The 22,825-nt window shown below is 70.2% G+C and carries 3 protein-coding genes; all 3 read left to right on the forward strand.

Annotation, left to right across the window (positions count from 1 at the left end; genetic code table 11):
* Positions 1-3,798, forward strand: a 3,798-nt coding sequence (locus ACZ404_RS15300; RefSeq protein ID WP_468439868.1) for a non-ribosomal peptide synthetase, incomplete at its 5' end; no start/stop codon positions are given.
* Positions 3,799-4,003: 205 nt separating this feature from the next.
* Complete coding sequence (locus tag ACZ404_RS15305) at positions 4,004-15,628, forward strand: amino acid adenylation domain-containing protein (RefSeq protein ID WP_468439870.1); 11,625 nt, start codon at positions 4,004-4,006, stop codon at positions 15,626-15,628.
* A 3-nt stretch (positions 15,629-15,631) separates the two neighbouring features.
* Complete coding sequence (locus tag ACZ404_RS15310) at positions 15,632-22,768, forward strand: amino acid adenylation domain-containing protein (protein WP_468439872.1); 7,137 nt, start codon at positions 15,632-15,634, stop codon at positions 22,766-22,768.
* The last annotated feature ends 57 nt before the right edge of the window (positions 22,769-22,825 follow it).

The following is a 22,825-nucleotide window of genomic DNA, read 5'->3' on the forward strand; positions in this document are numbered from 1 at the left end:
GAGCCGGGTGAGGTGCAGGCCGTGTTGGCCGCCCATTCTGCCGTGGCCCAGGTCGCCGTCGTCGCTCGCGAGGACGTCCCCGGTGACATCCGCCTGGTGGCGTACGCCGTCCCGGTCGACCCGGACAAGCCGTTGGATGAACTCGCTTCTGTGTTGCGGGAGTTCGCGGCTGAGCGGTTGCCGTCCTACATGGTTCCGTCGGCGGTCGTGCTGCTGGACGAGCTGCCACTGACGGTCAACGGCAAGCTGGACCGTAAGGCGCTGCCCGTTCCGCAGCACACGACGGGTGGGGGCCGTGCGCCGGCCAGTGTGCGGGAGGAGATCCTCTGCGAGGCGTTCGCCGAGGTCCTCGGCTTGCCGACGGTCGGGGTCGATGACGACTTCTTCACGCTGGGTGGCCATTCGCTGCTGGCGGTGGCCCTGGTGGAACGTCTGCGAGTGCGGGGTGTGTCCGTGGCGGTGCGGGCGCTTTTCGAGACCCCGACGGTGGCCGGGCTGGCAGCCGCACAGGTCTCCGAGGGTGTCGTGGTGCCGGCGAACGCCATTCCCGTCGACGCGCGGGAGATCACGCCGGAGATGCTGCCGCTGGTGGAGCTCACCGAGGCGGAGATCGAGTTGGTCGTGGCCACGGTCGAGGGCGGTGCGGCCAATGTGGCGGATGTCTACCCGCTGGCCCCGCTCCAGGAGGGCCTGCTCTTCCACCACATGATGGCGGATCAGGGCGATCAGGCGGATGTCTACATGCGGCCGTCGGTGTTGGGATTCGACTCGCGGGAGCGGGTGGATGCGTTCCTGGACGCGCTGCGGGAGGTGATCGACCGGCACGACGTCTACCGCACGGCGTTCGTGTGGGAGGGCCTGGCCGAGCCGGTGCAGGTGGTGTCGCGCCGGGTGGAGCTGCCGGTCCAGGAGATCGTGCTGGACCCGCAGGGCCCCGACCCGGTGGAGCAGTTGGTAGCCATCGGCGGGTCGTGGATGGATCTGACCCGGGCGCCCCTGATGACGGTCCACATCGCGGCGGAGCCCGGCGGTGACCGCTGGCTGGCACTGCTGCGAACCCACCACCTGGTGCAGGACCACACCTCGGTGGACGTGCTGTTCGGGGAGCTTCGGGCGCTCATGTCCGGTCGAGGCGACACGTTGCAGGAGCCGCTGCCGTTCCGCGACTTCGTCGCCCAGGCCCGCCTGGGTACGCCGCGCGAGGAGCACGAGCGGTACTTCACTGAGGTGCTCGGGGACGTCACCGAGACGACGGCGCCGTTCGGTGTACTGGAGGCATACGGCGACGGCAGTACCACCCACCAGGCACGTCTCGTGGTGGACGATGAACTGTCCCGCCGGATTCGTGAGGTGGCGCGGCGCGAGGGCGTCAGTGCGGCCACCGTCTTCCACCTGGCGTGGGCGCGGGTGCTGGGTGTGGTCAGCGGCCGTGACGACGTGGTGTTCGGCACGGTGCTGTTCGGCCGGATGAACTCCGGGGCGGGTGCCGATCGGGTGCCGGGTCTGTTCCTCAACACGCTGCCGGTGCGCGTGCGGTTGGACGGGCAGAGCGTGAGCAAGGCCCTGTCCGGAATGCGGCACCAGTTGGCTGGACTGCTGGTGCACGAGCACGCTCCGCTGTCGCTGGCGCAGCAGGCGAGCGGGATGACGGGCGGCAGCCCGCTGTTCACCTCGATCTTCAACTACCGGCACCATCAGGCCGCCGCGCGGAGCTTCGACTCCGGCTTCGAGGGCGTCGGCGTGCTCTCCACGCGGGACCTGACCAACTACCCCCTGAGCATCGCCGTCGACGACGATCAGACGACGTTCGGCCTGACCTTCGACGCGGTGGCTTCGATCGACCCGCAGGAGGTGGGGTCGCTGCTGCACACCTGCCTGGGCAATCTGGTCGCGGCCCTGGAGGCTGCGCCGGAGACGCGGCTGGGAGAGGTCGGTGTCCTCGGTGAGGCGGAGCGGGAGCGGCTGCTGACCGGCTGGAACGACACGGGTGTTGCTGCTCCTGTGCTGTCGGTGGCGGAGGTGTTTGCGGCGCAGGTGGCGCGGACGCCGGATGCGGTGGCGGTGGTGTGCGGGGACGTGGAGCTGTCGTACGCGGAGTTGGATGTGCGGGCTGCTGCGTTGGCGGGGGCGCTGCGGGATCACGGGGTTGGCGCGGAGTCGCTGGTCGGGGTGGTGATGGACCGCTCGGTCGAGCTGTTGGTGGCGTTGCTGGCGGTGGTGAAGGCGGGTGGTGCGTATCTGCCGGTGGATGCGGAGTCTCCGTCGGAGCGGGTCGCGTTCGTGTTCCAGGACGCGGCGCCGGTGTGTGTGCTGACCACGCGGGATGCTGCCTCGCGGGTGCCGGAGTCGGTGGAAGCGCCGGTGCTGGTGGTCGACGGTGAGCAGGTGCCGGCCGGGCCGGCGCAGGTGACCGGCGCCGGGGTGGGTCCGGAGTGCCCGGTGTACGTGATGTACACCTCGGGTTCGACGGGTGTGCCCAAGGGCGTGGTGACCACGCAGCGCGACCTGGTGGAGTTGGCGTCGGCTTCGCATTGGGGTGTGGGGTCGGGGGACCGGGTGTTGTTCCAGGCCCCGCATGCCTTCGATGCCTCCTCGTATGAGGTGTGGGTGGCTTTGCTGTCGGGTGCGACAGTGGTGGTGGCGCCGACTGGCCCGATGGATGCGGCGGTTCTGCGGTCGTTGCTGGTCGACGGCGCGGTGTCGCACGTGCATGTGACGGCGGGTCTGTTCCGGGTCGTCGCGGAGCAGGATCCGCAGTGTTTCGCGGGCGTGCGCGAGGTGTTGACCGGTGGCGATGTGGTGCCGGTGGGGGCGGTGCGCCGCGTGCTGGAGGCCAACGCGGGTGTGGTGGTGCGGCACCTGTACGGGCCGACGGAGGTGACGCTGTGCGCCACCCAGCACGAGGTGGGCTCGCCTGAGGCGCTGGGTGGGGTGCTGCCGATCGGTGGGCCGTTGGACGGCACCCGGGTGTATGTGCTGGACGAGTACTTGGCTCCGGTGCCCGTGGGTGTGGCGGGAGAACTGTATGTCGCGGGTGCGGGGTTGGCGCGCGGCTATCTGAACCGCCCGGGCCTGACGGGTGAGCGGTTCGTCGCGGACCCGTTCGGTGTGGCGGGTGGCCGGTTGTATCGCACGGGTGACCGTGTGAAGTGGTCGGCGGATGGGCGGTTGGTGTTCGCTGGTCGTGCGGATGAGCAGGTGAAGATCCGCGGGTTCCGGGTGGAGCCGGCCGAGGTGGAGTCGGTGGTGGCCGCGCACCCGCAGGTGGCGCAGGCCGCGGTGATCGCACGTGAGGACGTGCCGGGTGACAAGCGCCTGGTCGCGTACGTCGTCGGTGACGCCGACAGCACCGAACTGCACACAGCTGTCGGCGAGTTCATAGCTGGGCGGTTGCCGTCCTACATGGTTCCGTCGGCGGTGGTGGTGCTGGAGGAGCTGCCGCTGACGGTGAACGGCAAGCTGGACCGCAAGGCCCTGCCCGCCCCCGAGTACGCCGCCGGCGCGGGTCGGGCACCGGCCACAGTGCAGGAGGAGCTGCTGTGCCAGGCGTTCGCGCAGGTCCTGGGACTCGACCGGGTTGGCGTGGAGGACGACTTCTTCGCCTTGGGCGGCCACTCCCTGCTGGCGACCCGACTGGTCAGTGAGGTACGGGAGTCGCTGCGGGCCGAACTGCCGATCCGGGCGGTGTTCGAGGCACGGACGCCGGAGGCGCTCGCCGGCTGGCTCGCCACTCAGATCGAGACCCGGAGCATGGCCAGGCCCACTCTGCGGCCGATGCGTAAGCAGCAGGACGCCTGATGACTCAGTTGTCGTTTGCGCAGCGTCGGCTGTGGTTCCTGAGTCGGTCGAAGGGTCCGAGTGCGACCTACGACATTCCAAGGGCGCTGCAGCTGACCGGAGATGTGGACCGGGCGGCCCTCACCGGCCGGCCCGCCAGTCAGATCGAGACCCAGAGCATAGCTAGGCCCACTCTGCGGCCGATGCGTAAGCAGGAGGACTACTGATGATTCCGTTGTCGTTTGCGCAGCGTCGGCTGTGGTTCCTGAGTCAGTTGGAGGGTCCGAGTGCGACCTACAACATTCCGATGGCGCTGCGGCTGACCGGGGATGTCGATCGGGAGGCCCTCGCCGAGGCGTTGCGGGACGTGGTGGAGCGGCACGAGGTGCTGCGCACAGTCTTCCTGGCCGAGAACGGGGAGCCGTACCAGAGGGTCCTCAAGGTCGAGGACAGCGGGTTCGAGCTTGCGGTCGAGGCGGTGTCCCAGGAGTCTCTGTCCAGCGCCGTGAGCGGGGCGGTCGCCTACGCGTTCGATCTGTCCACCGAAATCCCGTTGCGAGCAACGCTGTTCACGGTGAGCCCGGACGACCATGCGTTGGTGGTGGTGGTTCACCACATCGCCGGGGACGGCTGGTCGACGGCGCCGTTGGCGCGGGACCTGTCGGTGGCGTATGCGGCGCGGGCCGAGGGTCGGGCACCGGAGTGGGAGCCGTTGCCGGTGCAGTACGCGGACTACGTGCTGTGGCAGCGGGAGTTGCTCGGCGACGAGCAGAACCCGGACAGCGTGCTCTCCCGGCAGCTGGCGTACTGGCGCGAGACGCTGGCCGGGGCGCCGGCCGAACTGGAGCTGCCGACCGATCGGCCACGTCCCGCCGTGGCCAGCCATCAGGGCCATGCGGTGGCAGTCGAGCTGCCGGCCGGCGTGCATGAGCGTCTGGTGAAGCTGACCAGGGAGCGGGGGGTGACCCTGTTCATGGTGGTGCAGGCCGCGCTGGCGGTCACTCTGAACCGGTTGGGTGCGGGGAACGACATCCCGATCGGGGCGGCGATCGCCGGACGCACCGACAAGGCTTTGGAGGACCTGGTCGGGTTCTTCGTGAACACGTTGGTGATGCGCACGGACGTGTCCGGTGACCCGACCTTCGACGAGGTGCTGGAGCGGGTGCGTGAGAGCAGCCTGCGCGCGTTCGAGCATCAGGATGTGCCGTTCGAGAAGCTCGTGGAGGAGCTGTCGCCGGTCCGGTCGATGGCGCGTCACCCGCTCTTCCAGGTCATGCTCACGGTGCAGAACACGGCTTCGGCGGCGTTGGATCTGTCCGGGGCGGGCTCGCTGCCTTCGGCTCTGGCGTCGTCAGCGGGTCTGGGGGCGGCGAAGTTCGACCTGGAAGTGAGCGTGGGGGAGGTCTTTGACGCGCAGGGCAAGCCGGCGGGCGTCCGGGGGAGGTTGATCGCGGCTGCGGATCTGTTCGATGCGGGGACGGCGGAGCGTTTCGCGGGTTGGCTGCTGCGGGTCGTCGAGACGGTTGTCGCCGAGCCGCAGACACGACTGTCGGCGGTGGATCTGCTGGGGGCGGATGAGCGTCGCCTGCTCCTGCAGGACTGGAACGACACGGCGGTCGAGGTCGAGGCGCCGTCGTTGACGTTGCCGGGGTTGTTCGCGGCGCAGGTTGCGCGGACGCCGGATGCGGTGGCAGTGGTGACCGACGGCCTCGAGCTGACGTATGCGCAGCTGGATGCGCGGGCGAATGCTGTGGCGCGGCGGCTGGTTGAGCACGGCGTGCGTGCGGAGTCGGGTGTCGCGGTGCTGATGGAGCGCTCGGCGGATCTGGTGGTGGCGCTGCTGGGTGTGGTGAAGGCGGGTGGGTGCTATGTGCCGCTGGACAGCCGTTACCCGTTGGCGCATCGGCAGGCGATCGTGTCCGAGACGGGCGCGAAGGTGGTGCTCACCGATGCTGGACTGCGGAAGCAGGCCGAGGAGTTGGGTCTGACCATGCTGATGGTCGACGCGACGACTGCCGAGCCGGTCGACGTTTTGTGCTCCGCGCGCCAGTTGGCGTATGTGATGTACACCTCCGGCTCGACCGGTCGTCCCAAGGGCGTGGCGGTGACGCATGCGGACGTGGCGGCGCTGGCGTGGGACCGGCGGTTCGCGGGCGCGGAATTGGAGCGGGTGCTGCTGCACTCGCCGCACTCCTTCGACGCGTCGACCATGGAGCTGTGGGTCCCGCTGCTGACCGGCAACCGGGTGGTCGTGGCGCCGGCCGGTGCCCTGACGGCCGCCTCGCTGGCCGAGGTGGTGGCCGAGCACGGGGTGACCTGGCTCTTCCTGACCATCGGTCTGTTCAACCTGTTCGCCGAACAGGACCCGGCCTGCTTCGCGGGCCTGCGCGAGGTGTGGACCGGCGGTGACGTGGTCTCCCGGGTCCTGGTGGACCGAGTCCGTTCCGCCTGCCCGGGCACCGTCGTGATGAATGTCTACGGGCCGACCGAGGCCACCACGTTCGCCACCGCGCACACCGCGGTGGACGGGGAGGGCGCGCTGCCGATCGGGCGCCCGCTCGACAACATGCGCGCCTACGTGCTGGACGCCGCGCTGCGCCCGGTGCCGGTGGGTGTGGCTGGTGAGCTGTACGTGGCGGGTGCGGGGCTGGCGCGTGGGTACGTGACGCGCCCGGAGCTGACGGCCGAGCGGTTCGTCGCCGATCCGTACGGGCCGGCGGGTGGCCGGCTGTACCGCACCGGAGACCTGGCGCGGTGGAACGCCGACGGCGAGCTGGTGTATGCGGGTCGTGCGGACGAGCAGGTGAAGATCCGCGGTTTCCGGATCGAGCCGGGTGAGGTGCAGGCCGTCCTGGCTGCTCACCCGGGCCTGGAGCAGGCCGTGGTGGTGGTGCGTGAGGACGTGCCACGCGACAAGCGCCTGGTCGCGTACGTCGTGGCGGACGGCGACAGTGCCGAACTCGTGTCATCCGTCCGTGAATTCGTCGCTGAGCGGTTGCCGGCCTACATGGTGCCGTCGGCGGTCGTGTTGCTGGACGCGCTGCCACTGACCGTGAACGGCAAGCTGGACCGCAAGGCCTTGCCCGCACCGGAGTATGCGGCGGGAGCAGGTCGGGCGCCGGCGACGGTGCAGGAGGAGCTTCTGTGCCAGGCGTTCGCCGAGGTCCTGGGACTCGATCGAGTCGGTGTCGATGACGACTTCTTCGCCCTGGGCGGTCACTCGCTCCTTGTGGTTTCGCTGGTGGCCAACCTCCGTGCGCGGGGTGTATCCGTCTCGGTGAAGGCCCTGTTCCAGACGCCGACGCCGGCCGGGCTGGCCGGCGCTGCCGGGTCGGTCCAGGTGGTGGTTCCGCCGAACCTGATACCTGAGGGAGCCGTCGAGATCACGCCGGAGATGCTGCCGCTGGTGGAGCTGACCGAGGCGGAGATCGAGCGGATCGTGGCGGAGGTCGAGGGCGGTGCGGCCAATGTGGCGGATGTCTACCCGCTGGCCCCGCTCCAGGAGGGCATGCTCTTCCACCACCTGATGGCGAACCGGGACGCCGGGACGGATGTCTACGTACTGCCGTCGGTGTTGGGATTCGACTCGCGGGAGCGCGTGGACGAGTTCCTGGCGGCACTGCAGCGGGTGATCGACCGGCATGACATCTGTCGCACGGCGTTCGTGTGGGAGGGCCTGGCCGAGCCGGTGCAGGTGGTGTCGCGCCGGGTGGAGCTGCCGGTCCAGGAGGTTGTGCTGGACCCGCAGGGCCCCGACCCGGTGGAGCAGTTGAGGGCTATTGCCGGGTCGTGGATGGATCTGACCCGGGCGCCCCTGATGACGGTCCACATCGCGGCGGAGCCCGGCGGTGACCGCTGGCTGGCACTGCTGCGAACCCACCACATGGTGCAGGACCACACCTCGCTGGATGTGCTGTTCGGGGAGGTGCGGGCGTTCATGTCCGGCCGTGCCGACACGTTGCCGGAGCCGTTGCCGTTCCGCGACTTCGTGGCGCAGGCCCGCCTCGGTATGCCACGCGAGGAGCACGAGCGGTACTTCGCCGAGCTGCTCGGCGACGTCACCGAGACGACGGCGCCCTTCGGTGTGCTGGATCTGCATGGTGACGGCACCGCCGTGGTGCGCTGCCAGGTTCCCCTCGATGCCGAGGTGGCCGGCCGGGTGCGTGAGGTGGCGCGGCGGCAGGGCGTGAGTGCGGCGACGGTGTTCCACCTGGCGTGGGCGCGGGTGCTGGCTGCGGTGAGCGGTCGTGAGGATGTCGTGTTCGGTACGGTGCTGTTCGGCCGGATGAACGCGGGCGCCGGTTCGGACCGGGTGCCGGGTCTGTTCATGAACACCCTGCCGGTGCGCGTGCGGGTGGACTCGCAGAGTGCGGGTGAGGCGCTGGACGGCATGCGGGGCCAGTTGGCCGAGCTGCTGGTGCACGAGCACGCGCCGCTTTCGCTGGCGCAGCAGGCGAGCGGGATGACGGGCAGCAGCCCGCTGTTCACCTCGATCCTCAACTACCGCCACGGCCAGGCACCGGCGGCGGGGACCGGTCCCCGCCTTGAGGGCGTCGGGGTGCTGACCGTGAGCGACCACACCAACTACCCCGTGAGCGTGTCCGTCGACGACCTCGGGAGTGGCTTCAGCCTGATCGTCGAAGCGGTGGCACCGGCCGATGCGGAGCGGATCTGCGCGCTGTTGCAGGCCGCCGTCACGAACCTGACGGCCGTCTTGGAGGAGGCTCCGCAGTCGCGGTTCGCGGCGGTGGGGGTGCTGGGTGAGGCCGAGCGCCGTCAGGTCGTCGAGGAGTGGAACGACACGGCCGTCGAGGTGGCGTCGTCGACGTTGCCGGGGTTGTTCGCCGGGCAGGTGGCGCGGACGCCGGATGCGGTGGCGCTGGTGTCCGAGGGCGTCGAGGTGTCGTACGCGGAGTTGGACGCGCAGGCGAACCGGCTGGCGCGGTTGCTGATCGGCCGGGGTGTGGGGCCCGAGTCGGTGGTCGCGGTGGTGATGGAGCGCGGCGTGGACCTGGTGGTGTCGCTGCTGGCGGTGGTGAAGGCCGGTGGTGCGTATCTGCCGGTGGATCCGGAGTATCCGGTGGACCGGATCGCCTATGTGCTGGAGGATGCCGCGCCGGTGTGTGTCCTGACGACGGAGCAGTGCGCACGGGTGCTGCCGGACTCGGTTGACGGGCCGGTGCTGGTGCTGGACTCCGCCGAACTGCGCGCCGAGGGCTCGGGCTTCGAGGAGGTGCAGCTGACGGATGCCGATCTGGTTGCGCCGCTGCTGCCGGCCCATCCGGTGTATGTGATTCACACGTCAGGTTCGACCGGGCGTCCCAAGGGGGTCGTGGTCACTCACCAGGCGCTGGTGAACCATTTGCGGGCGGCCGGGCAGCGGGTTCCGTTGGGGGTTGGCGACCGTCTGCTGGCTGTGACGACGGTGTCCTTTGACATCGCGGCGCTGGAGTTGTTCCTGCCGTTGGTGTGCGGGGCGGCTGTGGTGCTTGCCGAGCGGGAGACCGTACGTGATGCGGCGGCGTTGCGGAAGTTGGTCGTCGCGGGCGGGGTGACTGCTGTTCAGGCCGTTCCGTCGCTGTGGCGGGCTCTGCTGTCCGGTGAGGCTGACTGGGCGCGCGGGGTGCGGGTGCTGGTGGGCGGTGAGGCGCTGCCCGAGGAGTTGGCGGGCCGGCTGCGGGAGCTGGGCCTGTGGGCGGTGAACCTGTACGGTCCGACGGAGGCCACGGTCTGGGCGACCTCGGCAGAGGTCGGCGAGGGTCCGGTGACCATCGGGCGTCCGTTCGCCAACATGCGTGCCTACGTGCTGGATGGGTTCCTGCAGCCGGTCCCGGCAGGTGTGGCGGGCGAGTTGTATCTGGCGGGTGCGCAGTTGGCTCGGGGGTACCTGGGCCGTCCTGGGCTGAGTGCTGAGCGGTTCACTGCCGCGCCGTTCGGGCCGACGGGTGAGCGGATGTACCGCACCGGCGACCTGGCCCGCTGGCGCGAGGACGGGACGCTGGAGTGCCTGGGCAGGGTCGACACGCAGGTCAAGGTGCGTGGCTTCCGGATCGAACTGGGTGAGATCGAGGCTGCGCTGGAGCGTCACGAGCTGGTGGCGCAGGCGGCGGTGACGGTCAACGGGAGCGGTGCGGAGGACCACCGGCTTGCCGGCTACGTCGTGCCCCGGGCCGGGGTGCAGGTGGATGCGGCGGACCTGCGGGCCCACCTCGCCCGGAGCCTGCCGGAGTACATGGTTCCGTCGGCTGTGGTGGTGTTGGAGGAGTTGCCGCTGACGGCGAACGGCAAGGTGGACCGCAAGGCCCTGCCCGCCCCGGACTATACGGAGCTGGTGGGTGGGGGCCGGGGTCCGGTGACGCTGCAGGAGGAGTTGCTGTGCCAGGCGTTCGCGCAGGTGTTGCGGCTGCCCGCGGTCGGTGTGGACGATGACTTCTTCCTGCTGGGTGGTCATTCGCTGCTGGCGATGAAGCTGATAATCCGGGTGCGCGCGGTGCTGGGCGTGGAGTTGCCCCTGCGAATGCTGTACGACCGTCCGACGCCGGCCGCGGTCGCGGCGTGGATGGGCGAGGCCGGCGCGGGCCGTGCGGCGTTGGTGCCGGTGGTGCGTCCGGAGCGGGTGCCGCTGTCGTTCGCACAGCGTCGGCTGTGGTTCCTGGGGCAGTTGGAGGGGCCGAGCGCGACGTACAACATCCCGATGGCGCTGCGGCTGACCGGGGAGTTGAACCGTGAGGCCATGGCTGAGGCGCTGCGGGACGTGATCGGGCGGCACGAGGTGCTGCGCACGGTCCTGCCGGTGGCGGACGGTGAGCCCTTCCAGCGGGTGCTGTCGCTGGAGGAGTGCGGCTTCGAGCTGTCGGTGGTCGAGGTGGCGACGCAGGAGCTGGATGCGGCGGTGACGGAGGCGGTCGGGTATGCGTTCGACCTGACGTCGGAGATCCCGCTTCGGGCGACGCTGCTCGCGCTCGGCGAGGCCGAGCACGTGCTGGTGGTGGTGGTGCACCACATCGCCGGGGACGGCTGGTCGACGGCGCCGTTGGCGCGGGACCTGTCGGTGGCGTATGCGGCACGGGTCGCGGGTCGGGTGCCGAAGTGGCAGCCGCTGCCGGTGCAGTACGCGGATTATGCGTTGTGGCAGCGGGAGTTGCTCGGGGGCGAGGACGATCCGGGCAGTGTGCTGTCCGGGCAGGTGGCGTACTGGCGTGAGGCGTTGGCCGGGGTCCCGGAGGAACTCGCCCTGCCCACTGACCTGGCGCGGCCCGCGGCACCCACCTACCGCGGTCACACAGTGGGGCTGGAGATCCCCGCAGGGCTGCACGAGGCCCTGCTGTCGGTGGCCCGGGAGCAGGGGGCGACCTTGTACATGGTGCTGCAGGCGGCGTTGGCGGTCACCCTGAACCGGATCGGTGCGGGCACGGACATCCCGATCGGTGCGGCGATCGCCGGGCGCACCGATGAGGCGCTCAACGAGCTGGTCGGGTTCTTCGTCAACACGTTGGTGATCCGTACCGACCTGTCCGGTGACCCGACCTTCGGTGAGGTGGTCGAGCGGGTCCGGGAGACGGGCCTGCGCGCGTACGAGAACCAGGACGTGCCGTTCGAGCGGTTGGTGGAGGAGTTGGCGCCGACCCGGTCGCTGGCCCGTCAATCGCTGTTCCAGGTCATGCTCACCTTGCAGAACACCGCCACGGCCTCCGGCAATGGCCGGTCCGAGCTGGAGCTGCTGGAGCTGCCGGGGCTGCGGGTCGGACGGCAGGCCGCCGGAACGGGGGTGGCGAAGTTCGACCTGAGCATGTCGCTCGGGGAGACCTTCGACGCCCAGGGCGCTCCGGCGGGTCTGCGTGGTGTCATGGTTGCGGCAGCCGACTTGTTCGACGCGGACACGGCCGAGCGGATCGCGGTCTGGCTGGTTCGCGTCCTTGAGACGGTCACGGCCGACCCGCGGACCCGGCTTGCGTCGGTGGCCGTGCTGGGTGAGGACGAGCGGGAGCGGATCCTGACGCGCGGGCGAACCGCGCGTCAGGTGCAGACCGTGCTGGCCACGCAGCCCGGCTTGGCTCAGCTGGCGGTCATCGAGCGCGAGCACGATGCGGACGACGGCCAGGCATCCCGGCCGGGAGGCGGCGGGAGCCTGGTCGCCTATGTCGTACCCGCCGACTCCGGCGCTGATCACGCAGCGTTGGCGGACGCGGTGCGGCAGTTCGCCGGCGACCGCCTGGCGGAGCAGCTGGTGCCCTCCGCGGTCGTGGTCATGGACACACTGCCGCTGACGTCGGACGGGGCGCTGGATCTCGCGGCCCTGCCCGCACCGGACGACTCCGGCACCGCGGATGAGGACGTCCCAGTGAGCCGTGGTCCGGCAACGGTGCAGGAGGAAGTCCTGTGCGCCGCGTTCGCACACGCCCTGGGTCTGGAGAGCGTCGGCGTCGAGGACAACTTCTTCGCCCTGGGGGGCCACTCCCTGCTTGCGGTGTCGCTGGTGGAGTACCTGCGGGTCCGGGGTGTGTCGATCTCCATCCGCACCCTGCTGCGCAACCCCACGCCGGCCGAGCTGGCCGGCGCTGCCGGGCCGGTCCAGGCGGTGGTTCCGCCGAACCTGATACCTGAGGGTGCCGTCGAGATCACGCCGGAGATGCTGCCGCTGGTGGAGCTCACCGAGGCGGAGATCGAGTTGGTCGTGGCCACGGTCGAGGGTGGTGCGGCCAATGTGGCGGATGTCTACCCGCTGGCCCCGCTCCAGGAGGGCCTGCTCTTCCATCACATGATGGCGGATCAGGGCGATCAGGCGGATGTCTACATGCGGCCGTCGGTGTTGGGATTCGACTCGCGGGAGCGGGTGGACGCGTTCCTGGACGCGCTGCGGGAGGTGATCGACCGGCACGACGTCTACCGCACGGCGTTCGTGTGGGAGGGCCTGGCCGAGCCGGTGCAGGTGGTGTTGCGTCGGGTGGGGCTGCCGGTCCAGGAGATCGTGCTGGACCCGCAGGGCCCCGACCCGGTGGAGCAGTTGCTGGCGATCGGCGGGTCGTGGATGGATCTGACCCGGGCGCCCCTGATGACGGTCCACATCGCGGCGGAGCCCGGCGGTGACCGCTGGCTGGCACTGCTGCGCATGCACCACCTGGTGGGGGACCACACCTCACGGGACGTGCTGCTCGAGGAGCTTCGGGCGTTCATGTCCGGCCGTGCCGACACATTGCCGGAGCCGTTGCCGTTCCGCGACTTCGTGGCGCAGGCCCGCCTGGGCGTCCCGCGGGAGGAGCACGAGCGGTACTTCGCCGAGCTGCTCGGGGACGTCACCGAGACGACGGCGCCGTTCGGGCTGCTGGATGTGCATGGTGACGGCACCGCCGCGATGCACTGCCAGGTTCCCCTCGATGCCGAGGTGGCCGGCCGGGTCCGTGAGGTGGCGCGACGGCAGGACGTGAGTGCGGCGACGGTGTTCCACCTGGCGTGGGCGCGGGTGCTGGCATCGCTGTCGGGCCGTGACGATGTGGTCTTCGGTACCGTGCTGTTCGGCCGGATGAACGCGGGCGCCGGTTCGGACCGGGTGCCGGGTCTGTTCATGAACACCCTGCCGGTGCGCGTGCGGGTGGACTCGCAGAGTGCGGGTGAGGCGCTGGACGGCATGCGGGGCCAGTTGGCCGAGCTGCTGGTGCACGAACACGCGCCGCTGTCGCTGGCGCAGCAGGCGAGCGGGGTCACGGGCGGTAGCCCGCTGTTCACCTCGATCTTCAACTACCGGCACAGCGAGGCCGCTGCACAGGGCAGTGGCCCCGGCCTTGAGGGCGTCGGAGTGCTGGCCGCGAGCGACCCCACCAACTACCCCGTGAGCGTGGCCGTCGACGACATGGGCAGTGGCTTCTTCCTGACCGCCAAAGCGGTGGCACCGGTCGATGCGGAGCGGATCTGCGCGCTGTTGCAGGCCGCCGTCACGAACCTGACTGCCGCTTTGGAGGAGGCTCCGCAGTCGCGGTTGTCGGCGGTGAGGGTGCTGGGTGAGGCCCAGCGCCGTCAGGTCGTCGAGGAGTGGAACGACACGGCGGTCGAGGTGGCGTCGTCGACGCTGCCGGGGTTGTTCGAGGAGCGGGTGAGGCTGGCTCCGGCTGCGGTGGCGGTGGTGGCGGACGGCGTCGAGGTGTCGTACGCGGAGCTGGATGCGCGGGCGAACCGGCTGGCGCGTCATCTGATCGGTGTGGGGGTGGGGCCGGAGTCGGTAGTGGCCGTCTGCCTGGAGCGCGGTGTGGACCTGATGGTCTCGTTGCTCGCGGTGGCGAAGGCGGGCGGCGCGTACATGCCGGTGGATCCGGAGTATCCGGCGGAGCGGATCGCGTACATGGTGCGGGACGCCGCTTCGGTGCTGGCTGTTGCGAGCCGGGCTACGGCCGGGGGACTGGCGGGGTCGGTGCCGGTGGTGGTCCTGGACGATGCCGTGACGGTTGCGGAGCTGGCCGGGTTGTCGGGTGAGGGCGTGACGGATGCAGAGCGCCGGGTGCCGTTGCTTGCGGCGCATCCGGCGTATGTGATCTACACGTCGGGGTCGACCGGGCGTCCCAAGGGTGTGCTGGTGTCGCATGCGGGCGTGGCGCACCAGGTGGCGGGTCATGTGCGGTGGTTGGCAGTCGGTGCTGGTTCGCGGGTGGGGCAGTTCGCCTCGGCAGGCTTCGACACCTTCGGGTGGGAGTGGTTCATGGCCCTGCTGACGGGTGCCGCGCTGGTGGTCATTCCGCAGGACCGGAGGCTGGGCGAGGCGTTGCCGGTGTTCCTGGCGGAGCAGGGAGTGACGCATGTGACGTTGCCGCCGGCGGTGTTGGCGACGCTGGACGCGGGTTCGGTGGATCGTGGCGTGGTGGTGGTCACGGCGGGTGAGGCGTGTCCGCCGGACGTGATGGCGCGCTGGGCCGAGGGCCGCAGGATGTTCAACTCCTACGGCCCGACGGAGACGACGGTGGATGCCACGTTGTGGCGGTGCGATCCGGCGTCGTCGATGGTGGCGATCGGCACACCGGTGGTCAACACCCGGGTGTACGTGCTGGACGAGTCTCTGCAGCCCGTACCGGTCGGTGTGGCAGGCGAGTTGTACGTTGCTGGTGCGGGACTGGCCCGCGGCTACCTGGGACGTCCCGGTTTGACGGCTGAGCGGTTCGTGGCGAACCCGTTCGGTGCGCCGGGCGAGCGGTTCTACCGCACGGGTGACCGGGCGCGGTGGAACGCCGACGGTGAGCTGGTGTTCGCGGGTCGTGCGGACGAGCAGGTGAAGATCCGTGGTTTCCGGATCGAGCCGGGTGAGGTCGAGTCGGTGGTGGTCGGGCACCCGCAGGTCGCCCAGGCGGCGGTGGTGGTGCGTGAGGACGTGCCGGGTGACAAGCGTCTGGTGGCCTACGTGGTGCCGGCCGTTGAGGGTTCGGGCGAGGAACTGACTGCCGGGGTGGCTGCGTTCGCGGCCGAGTGGTTGCCGCAGTACATGGTCCCGGCCGCGGTCGTGGTCATGGACGCGCTGCCGCTGACCGTCAACGGCAAGCTGGACCGCAAGGCCCTGCCCGCCCCCGACCTGGGCCCTGCGGCCGCACACCGGCCCCCGACCACGCCTCGCGAACAGCAGCTCTGCGAGGCGTTCGCGCAGGTGCTGGGGATTGCATCGGTCGGGCTCGACGACGACTTCTTCGCCCTGGGCGGTCACTCGCTGCTGGCGGTGCGACTGGTCAGCCGGATCCGGAAAGCACTCAACGTGGAACTGCCCATCCAGGCCCTCTTCGAGGCACCGACGGTCGCCGGTGTGGCAAAGCGGCTCGAATCGGCGAACAAGAAGGCACGGCCCGCGTTCCGGGCAATGCGCGGGAACAAGGAGTCCTGAACGATGATCCCGGTTTCCTTCGCCCAGCAGCGGCTCTGGTTCCTGAACGAGCTGGAGGGCCCGAACGCCACCTACAACATCCCGCAGGGCCTGCGGCTCACCGGCACCCTCGACATCGCGGCGCTGGACGGCGCCCTGCGCGACGTGGTGACCCGCCACGAGGTGCTGAGGACAGTGTTCCCGGCGGTCGACGGGCAGCCCTGGCAGAACATCCGGGACGCCGAGTCGGTGGGCTCGCTGCTGACCGTGGTCGACGCCACCGCCATGACCGAGACGGAGTTGACCGCCGCACTGGCCGACGCCGCTTGCTGCGTCTTCCGCCTCGCCGAGGAACTCCCGCTGCGAGCCTGGCTGTTCTCGCGCGGCGAGGCCGAGCACGTGCTGCTGCTGGTGGTGCACCACATCGCCGGTGACGGCTGGTCGATGGGCCCGCTCGCCCGTGACGTATCCAGTGCCTACCGGGCCCGCCTGGTCGGCACCGCGCCCGACTGGGACGAACTGCCCGGCCAGTACGCCGACTACGCGCTCTGGCAGCGCGAGCTGCTCGGCGAGGAGGACGACCCGGAGAGTCTGCTCAACGAGCAACTGGCCTACTGGCGGAAGGCGCTGGCCGAGCTGCCCGAGGAGCTCGCGCTGCCCTTCGATCGGCCCCGCCCGCCCGTGGCCAGCCACCGCGGCGGCACCGTGGAGTTCCAGGTCCCCGCTGAACTCCACCGGGGGATCACCGAACTGGCCCGCGCCAAGGGCTGCACCCCGTTCATGGTGCTGCAGGCGGCGCTCGCCGTGCTGCTGTCCGGGTTCGGCGCCGGCACCGACATTCCGATCGGCACCGCGGTCGCCGGCCGGATGGACGAGGGCCTCAACGACCTGGTGGGCTTCTTCGTCAACACCCTGGTGCTGCGCACCGACGTGGCCGGCGCGCCGAGCTTCGTCGAGCTGCTGGAGCGGGTGCGTGAGAGCAGCCTGCGCGCGTTCGAGCATCAGGATGTGCCGTTCGAGCGGCTGGTGGAGGAGTTGTCGCCGGTCCGGTCGATGGCCCGTCACCCACTCTTCCAGGTGATGCTCTCCCTGCAGAACAACGCCCAGCCCGTGCTGGACCTCCCGGGACTCACCGCCAAGTCGGTGGCCGGCAGGCCGGCCCCGGCCAAGTTCGACCTCAACTTCACCTTCAGCGAGAAGTCCGGCACGGCCGGCGCCCCCGCCGGCCTGACGGCCAGCGTCGTCTTCGCCCGGGACCTGTTCGACGAGCACACCGCCGAGCGGATCGGCAACGGCTTCGTCCGGGTACTGCGGGAGCTGCTGGCGGCACCGGAACGCCCGATCATTGACGTCGAGTTGCTGGCCGAGGAGGAGCGCGAGCTCGTCCTGACGGGCTGGAACGACACGGCGGTCGAGGTCGAGGCGGCGTCGTTGACGTTGCCGGGGTTGTTCGCGGCGCAGGTTGAGCGGACGCCGGATGCGGTGGCGGTCGTGTCCGAGGGTGTCGAGCTGACGTATGCGGAGCTGGATGCGCGGGCGAATGCTGTGGCGCGGCGGCTGGTTGAGCACGGCGTGCGCGCGGAGTCGGGTGTCGCGGTGCTGATGGAGCGCTCGACGGATCTGGTGGTGGCGCTGCTGGGTGTGGTGAAGGCGGGCGGGTGCTATGTGCCGCTGGACAGCCGTTACCCGTTGGCGCATCGGCAGGCGATCGTGTCCGAGACGGGCGCGAAGGTGGTGCTCACCGATGCTGGACTGCGGGAGCAGGCCGAGGAGTTGGGCCTGACCATGCTGACGGTCGACGCGACGACTGCCGAGCCGGTCGACGTTTCGTGCTCCGCGCGCCAGTTGGCGTATGTGATGTACACCTCCGGCTCGACCGGTCGCCCCAAGGGCGTGGCGGTGACGCATGCGGACGTGGCGGCGCTGGCGCGGGACCGGCGGTTCGCGGGCGCGGCGATGGAGCGGGTGCTGCTGCACTCGCCGCACTCCTTCGACGCGTCGACCATGGAGCTGTGGGTCCCGCTGCTGACCGGCAACCGGGTGGTCGTGATGCCGGCCGGTGATGTCACGGCGGTCTCGCTCGCCGAGGTGGTCTCCTCGTTCGGGGTCACGGCGCTGTGGCTGACAGCGGGGCTGTTCGCCGTGGTGGTGGAGAAGGACCCGGGGTGTCTGGCCGGGGTGCGTGAGGTGTGGGCCGGTGGTGACGTGCTGTCGCCGGTGGCCGTTGCCCGGGTGCGGGCGGCCTGCCCGGACATCGTGGTGGTGAACGGGTACGGGCCGACCGAGGCCACCACGTTCGCTGCCACGCACACCGCGGTCGACGGGGAGGGCGCGCTGCCGATCGGGCGCCCGCTCGACAACATGCGCGCCTACGTGCTGGACGCCGCGCTGCGCCCGGTGCCGGTGGGTGTGGCTGGTGAGCTGTATGTGGCGGGCGCGGGGCTGGCCCGCGGTTACCTGGGACGTCCCGGTTTGACGGCCGAGCGGTTCGTGGCCGATCCGTACGGGCCGGCGGGTGGCCGGCTGTACCGCACGGGTGACCGGGCGCGGTGGAACGCCGACGGTGAGCTGGTGTTCGCGGGTCGTGCGGACGAGCAGGTGAAGATCCGTGGTTTCCGGATCGAGCCGGGTGAGGTCGAGTCGGTGGTGGTCGGGCACCCGCAGGTCGCGCGGGCGGCGGTGGTGGTGCGTGAGGACGTGCCGGGTGACAAGCGTCTGGTGGCCTATGTGGTGCCGGCCGTTGAGGGTTCGGGCGAGGAACTGGCTGCCGGGGTGGCTGCGTTCGCGGCCGAGTGGTTGCCGCAGTACATGGTCCCGGCCGCGGTCGTGGTCATGGACGCGCTGCCGCTGACCGTCAACGGCAAGGTGGACCGCAAGGCCCTGCCCGCTCCGGACTACACGGGTCTGGCCGGCGCGGGCCGGGCACCGGCGACGGTGCAGGAGGAGCTGCTGTGCCAGGCGTTCGCGCAGGTGCTGGGACTTGACCGGGTCGGTGTGGAGGATGACTTCTTCGCGCTGGGTGGTCATTCGCTGTTGGCGATGCGGTTGGTGAGCCGGGTGCGTGCGGTGCTGAGTGTGGAGCTGCCGTTGCGGGTGCTGTTCGAGCGTCCGACGCCGGCCGCGGTCGCGGCGTGGATGGGTGAGGCCGGCGCGGGCCGTGCGGCGTTGCAGCCGGTGGTGCGTCCGGAGCGGGTGCCGCTGTCCTTCGCGCAGCGTCGGCTGTGGTTCCTGGGGCAGTTGGAGGGTCCGAGTGCGACCTACAACATTCCGATGGCGCTGCGGCTGACCGGGGAGTTGGACCGGGAGGCCCTGGCGGAGGCGCTGCGGGACGTGATCGGGCGGCACGAGGTGCTGCGCACGGTGTTCCCGGTGGTGGATGGTGGGCCGTTCCAGCGGGTGCTGTCGCTGGAGGAGTGCGGCTTCGAGATGCCGGTCGTGGTGGTCGAGCCGGACGGGCTGGATGCGGCGGTGGCCGAGGCCTCTGGCCACCTGTTTGATCTGGCCGTGCAGATTCCGCTGAGGGCGACGGTGTTCGCGGTGGCACCGCAGGAGCATGTGCTGGTGGTGCTGGTGCACCACATCGCCAGTGACGGCTGGTCGACCGGTGCGCTGGCGCGGGACATCTCCATGGCGTACACCGCTCGGCTGGAGGGCCGGATGCCCGACTGGGCGGCGCTGCCGGTGCAGTACGCGGACTATGCGTTGTGGCAGCGGGAGGTGCTCGGGCGGGAGGACGATCCGGGCAGTGTGCTGTCCGGACAGGTGGCGTACTGGCGCGAGGCGCTGGCGGGGGTGCCGGAGGAGTTGGAGCTGCCGGTGGACCGCCAACGCCCGGCGACGGCTTCACACCGCGGTGAGAGTGTGGAGCTGGCCGTCTCCGCGCAGACGCACCAGCGACTGGCGGCGCTGGCCCGGGAGCGGGGGGCGACCCTGTTCATGGTGCTGCAGGCGGCCTTGGCGGTCACCCTGAACCGGATCGGCGCGGGCACGGACATCCCGATCGGTTCCGCGATCGCCGGGCGCACCGATGAGGCGCTCAACAACCTGGTCGGGTTCTTCGTCAACACCCTGGTGATCCGGACCGACCTGTCCGGTGACCCGACCTTCGACGAGGTGCTGGAGCGGGTGCGGGAGACCAGCCTGCGCGCGTTCGATCATCAGGATGTGCCGTTCGAGAAGCTCGTGGAGGAGCTGTCGCCGGTCCGGTCGATGGCGCGTCACCCGCTCTTCCAGGTCATGCTCACGGTGCAGAACACGGCTTCGGCGGCGTTGGAGTTGCCTGGGCTGCGGCTTGGGGCGCTTGCCGCGGGTGCACCGGCCGCGAAGTTCGACCTGGAAGTGAGTGTGGGGGAGGTCTTTGACGCGCAGGGCAAGCCGGCGGGCGTCCGGGGGAGGTTGATCGCGGCTGCGGATCTGTTCGATGCGGGGACGGCGGAGCGTTTCGCGGGTTGGCTGCTGCGGGTCGTCGAGACGGTTGTCGCCGAGCCGCAGACGCGACTGTCGGCGGTGGATGTGCTGGGGGCGGATGAGCGCCGCCTGCTCCTGGAGGAGTGGAACGACACGGCGGTCGAGGTCGAGGTGGCGTCGTTGACGTTGCCGGGGTTGTTCGCGGCGCAGGTTGAGCGGACGCCGGATGCGGTGGCGGTCGTGTCCGAGGGTGTCGAGCTGTCGTATGCGGAGTTGGACGCGCGGGCGAACCGGTTGGCGCACTACCTGCGGTTGCAGGGTGTGGGTGCGGAGTCGTTGGTGGGGTTGTGTCTGCCGCGTGGTGTGGAGATGGTCGTCGCGGTGGTGGGGGTGTGGAAGGCAGGGGCGGCATATGTGCCGTTGGATCCCGAGTATCCGGCGGAGCGGTTGGCGTTCATGCTGCGGGACAGCGATGCGTCGGTGCTGGTGAGTGTGAAGGAGGTGCTGGACGAGCTGTCGGTGGGGCCGGTTCGCGCGATCGCGGTGGATGAGCCGTTGGTGGTGGGGGCTCTGGCGGAGCAGCCCGTGACGGCTCCTGAGATCGAGGTGAGACCTGGGCAGTTGGCGTATGTGATCTATACGTCGGGGTCGACGGGGCGGCCGAAGGGTGTGGCGGTCACGCATGGTGGGCTGGCGAACTATGTGCGGTGGGCGGTTGGGGCGTATGGGATGGAGGGGGGTGGTGGTGCGCCGTTGCATTCGTCGTTGTCGTTCGATTTGACGGTGACGAGTGTGGTGGTGCCGTTGCTGTCGGGATCGGCGGTGGTGGCGAGTATGGCTGGTGGTGCGGAAGGTCTGGCTGAACTGCTCCGTTCCCGGGGTGGGTTCGGGCTGGTGAAGGCGGTCCCGGGCCATCTGCCGCTGCTGGCAGAGTTGGTGTCGGACGAGCAGGCTGCGGATTCGACGCGTCGTCTGGTGGTGGGCGGTGAGGCGCTGCACGGAGCGCATGTGCGGGCGTGGTTGGCGCGGGCTCCGGGTTCGGTGGTGGTGAACGAGTACGGGCCGACCGAGACGGTGGTGGGTTGCTGCGTCCTCGAGCTCACCGCGGGCCAGGACATTGGCGATACGGTGCCGATCGGTCGTCCGATCGCCAACACGCGTCTGTATGTGCTGGATGGGTTCCTGCAGCCGGTGCCGGTTGGTGTGGCGGGTGAGTTGTACATCGCGGGTGTGCAGTTGGCCCGCGGGTACCTGGGACGTCCCGGTTTGACGGCCGAGCGGTTCGTGGCCGATCCGTACGGGCCCGCGGGTGGCCGGCTGTACCGCACGGGTGACCGGGCGCGGTGGAACGCCGACGGTGAGCTGGTGTTCGCGGGTCGTGCGGACGAGCAGGTGAAGATCCGTGGTTTCCGGATCGAGCCGGGTGAGGTCGAGTCGGTGGTGGTCGGGCACCCGCAGGTCGCGCGGGCGGCGGTGGTGGTGCGTGAGGACGTGCCGGGTGACAAGCGTCTGGTGGCCTATGTGGTGCCGGCCGTTGAGGGTTCGGGCGAGGAACTGGCTGCCGGGGTGGCTGCGTTCGCGGCCGAGTGGTTGCCGCAGTACATGGTCCCGGCCGCGGTCGTGGTCATGGACGCGCTGCCGCTGACAGTCAACGGCAAGCTGGACCGCAAGGCCCTGCCCGCCCCGCAGTATGCCGTGAGTGCGAAGGCTCCCGACGGCGCCGGCTCGCTCAGTGCCCTCGAACAGACCATGTGCGAGGCGTTCGCGAAGGTGCTGGGGTTGGAGAGCGTCGGGCTCGACGACGACTTCTTCGCCCTGGGCGGCCACTCGCTGCTGGCGGTGTCGCTGGCGGAGGAGCTGCGGACGCGTGGTTTGTCGGTGACCGTGCGCGACCTGATCACCAACCCGACTGTGGCGCGGCTGCTCAGCAGGCTGTCCTTGTCGTCGATCAAGGACGCGCTCGGCGGCATGCTTTCCATCCGGTCGAGCGGCAGCAAGTCGCCGTTCTTCTTCGTGCATCCCGGAAGCGGGTCGAGCTGGTGCTACCTGCCGCTGGCCCGGTACATCCCGCAGGAGTATCCGCTCTACGGGCTGCAGGCCGACGGGCTCGACGGCACAAGTGAACTCGCAACCCGCGCCGTGGAGATGGCTGCGGCCTACATTGAGCAGATTCGTTCCGTGCAGCCGAACGGCCCCTACCATCTAATGGGTTACTCCTTCGGGGGGACGCTGGCGCATGAGATCGCGGTGCAACTTCAGGCTGCGGGTGAGCAGGTGGCCGCGCTCGTCATTCTGGACACCTTCCCGGCGGAGCAGGACACGGATCCCGCCGCGGTCGGCGAGGCATCCCGCAACGCCGGGGAGGCGGACCGGTCCGACGACCCGGCGAGCTCGTCGGCGTCCGACGAGAACGACGTGCGCGCCCAGAGACTCCGGGAGCTCCGGGCGGATATGGGCGCTGTCCTCGGCGGGATCTCGGACGAGGAGCTGAGCCGCGTCCTGCACGTCTTTGAGAACAACAGCCGGCTGCGGGTGGAGCACCGGACCGGTCGGTTCGACGGGAATGCCCTGGTGGTGGTCGCGGCGGAGGGCAAGGAGACCGATGTGCCGTGGGCGCAGCGGTGGGAACCGTACATCTCTGGGGAGATCACCGAGGTGAGCCTTCCCTTCGCACACGCCGACATGATGCGGCCTCACACGCTGGGCCAGGTGTGGGCCGCCGTCGAGGGGTGGCTGGGCTCGGGCCGGTCGTAGCGGTCTCCTCCGGGCGCAGCGGTAGGCACGCCGCCGGCGAAGGGAAGGGCCGTCATC

The sequence above is a fragment of the Streptomyces sp. NPDC030798 genome (assembly GCF_055572275.1).

Excerpts from the sequence above, each read along its gene's own strand:
- ACZ404_RS15305 (WP_468439870.1), top strand. The coding sequence starts at position 4,004 with ATGATTCCGTTGTCGTTTGCGCAGCGTCGGCTGTGGTTCCTGAGTCAG.
- ACZ404_RS15310 (WP_468439872.1), top strand. The coding sequence starts at position 15,632 with ATGATCCCGGTTTCCTTCGCCCAGCAGCGGCTCTGGTTCCTGAACGAG.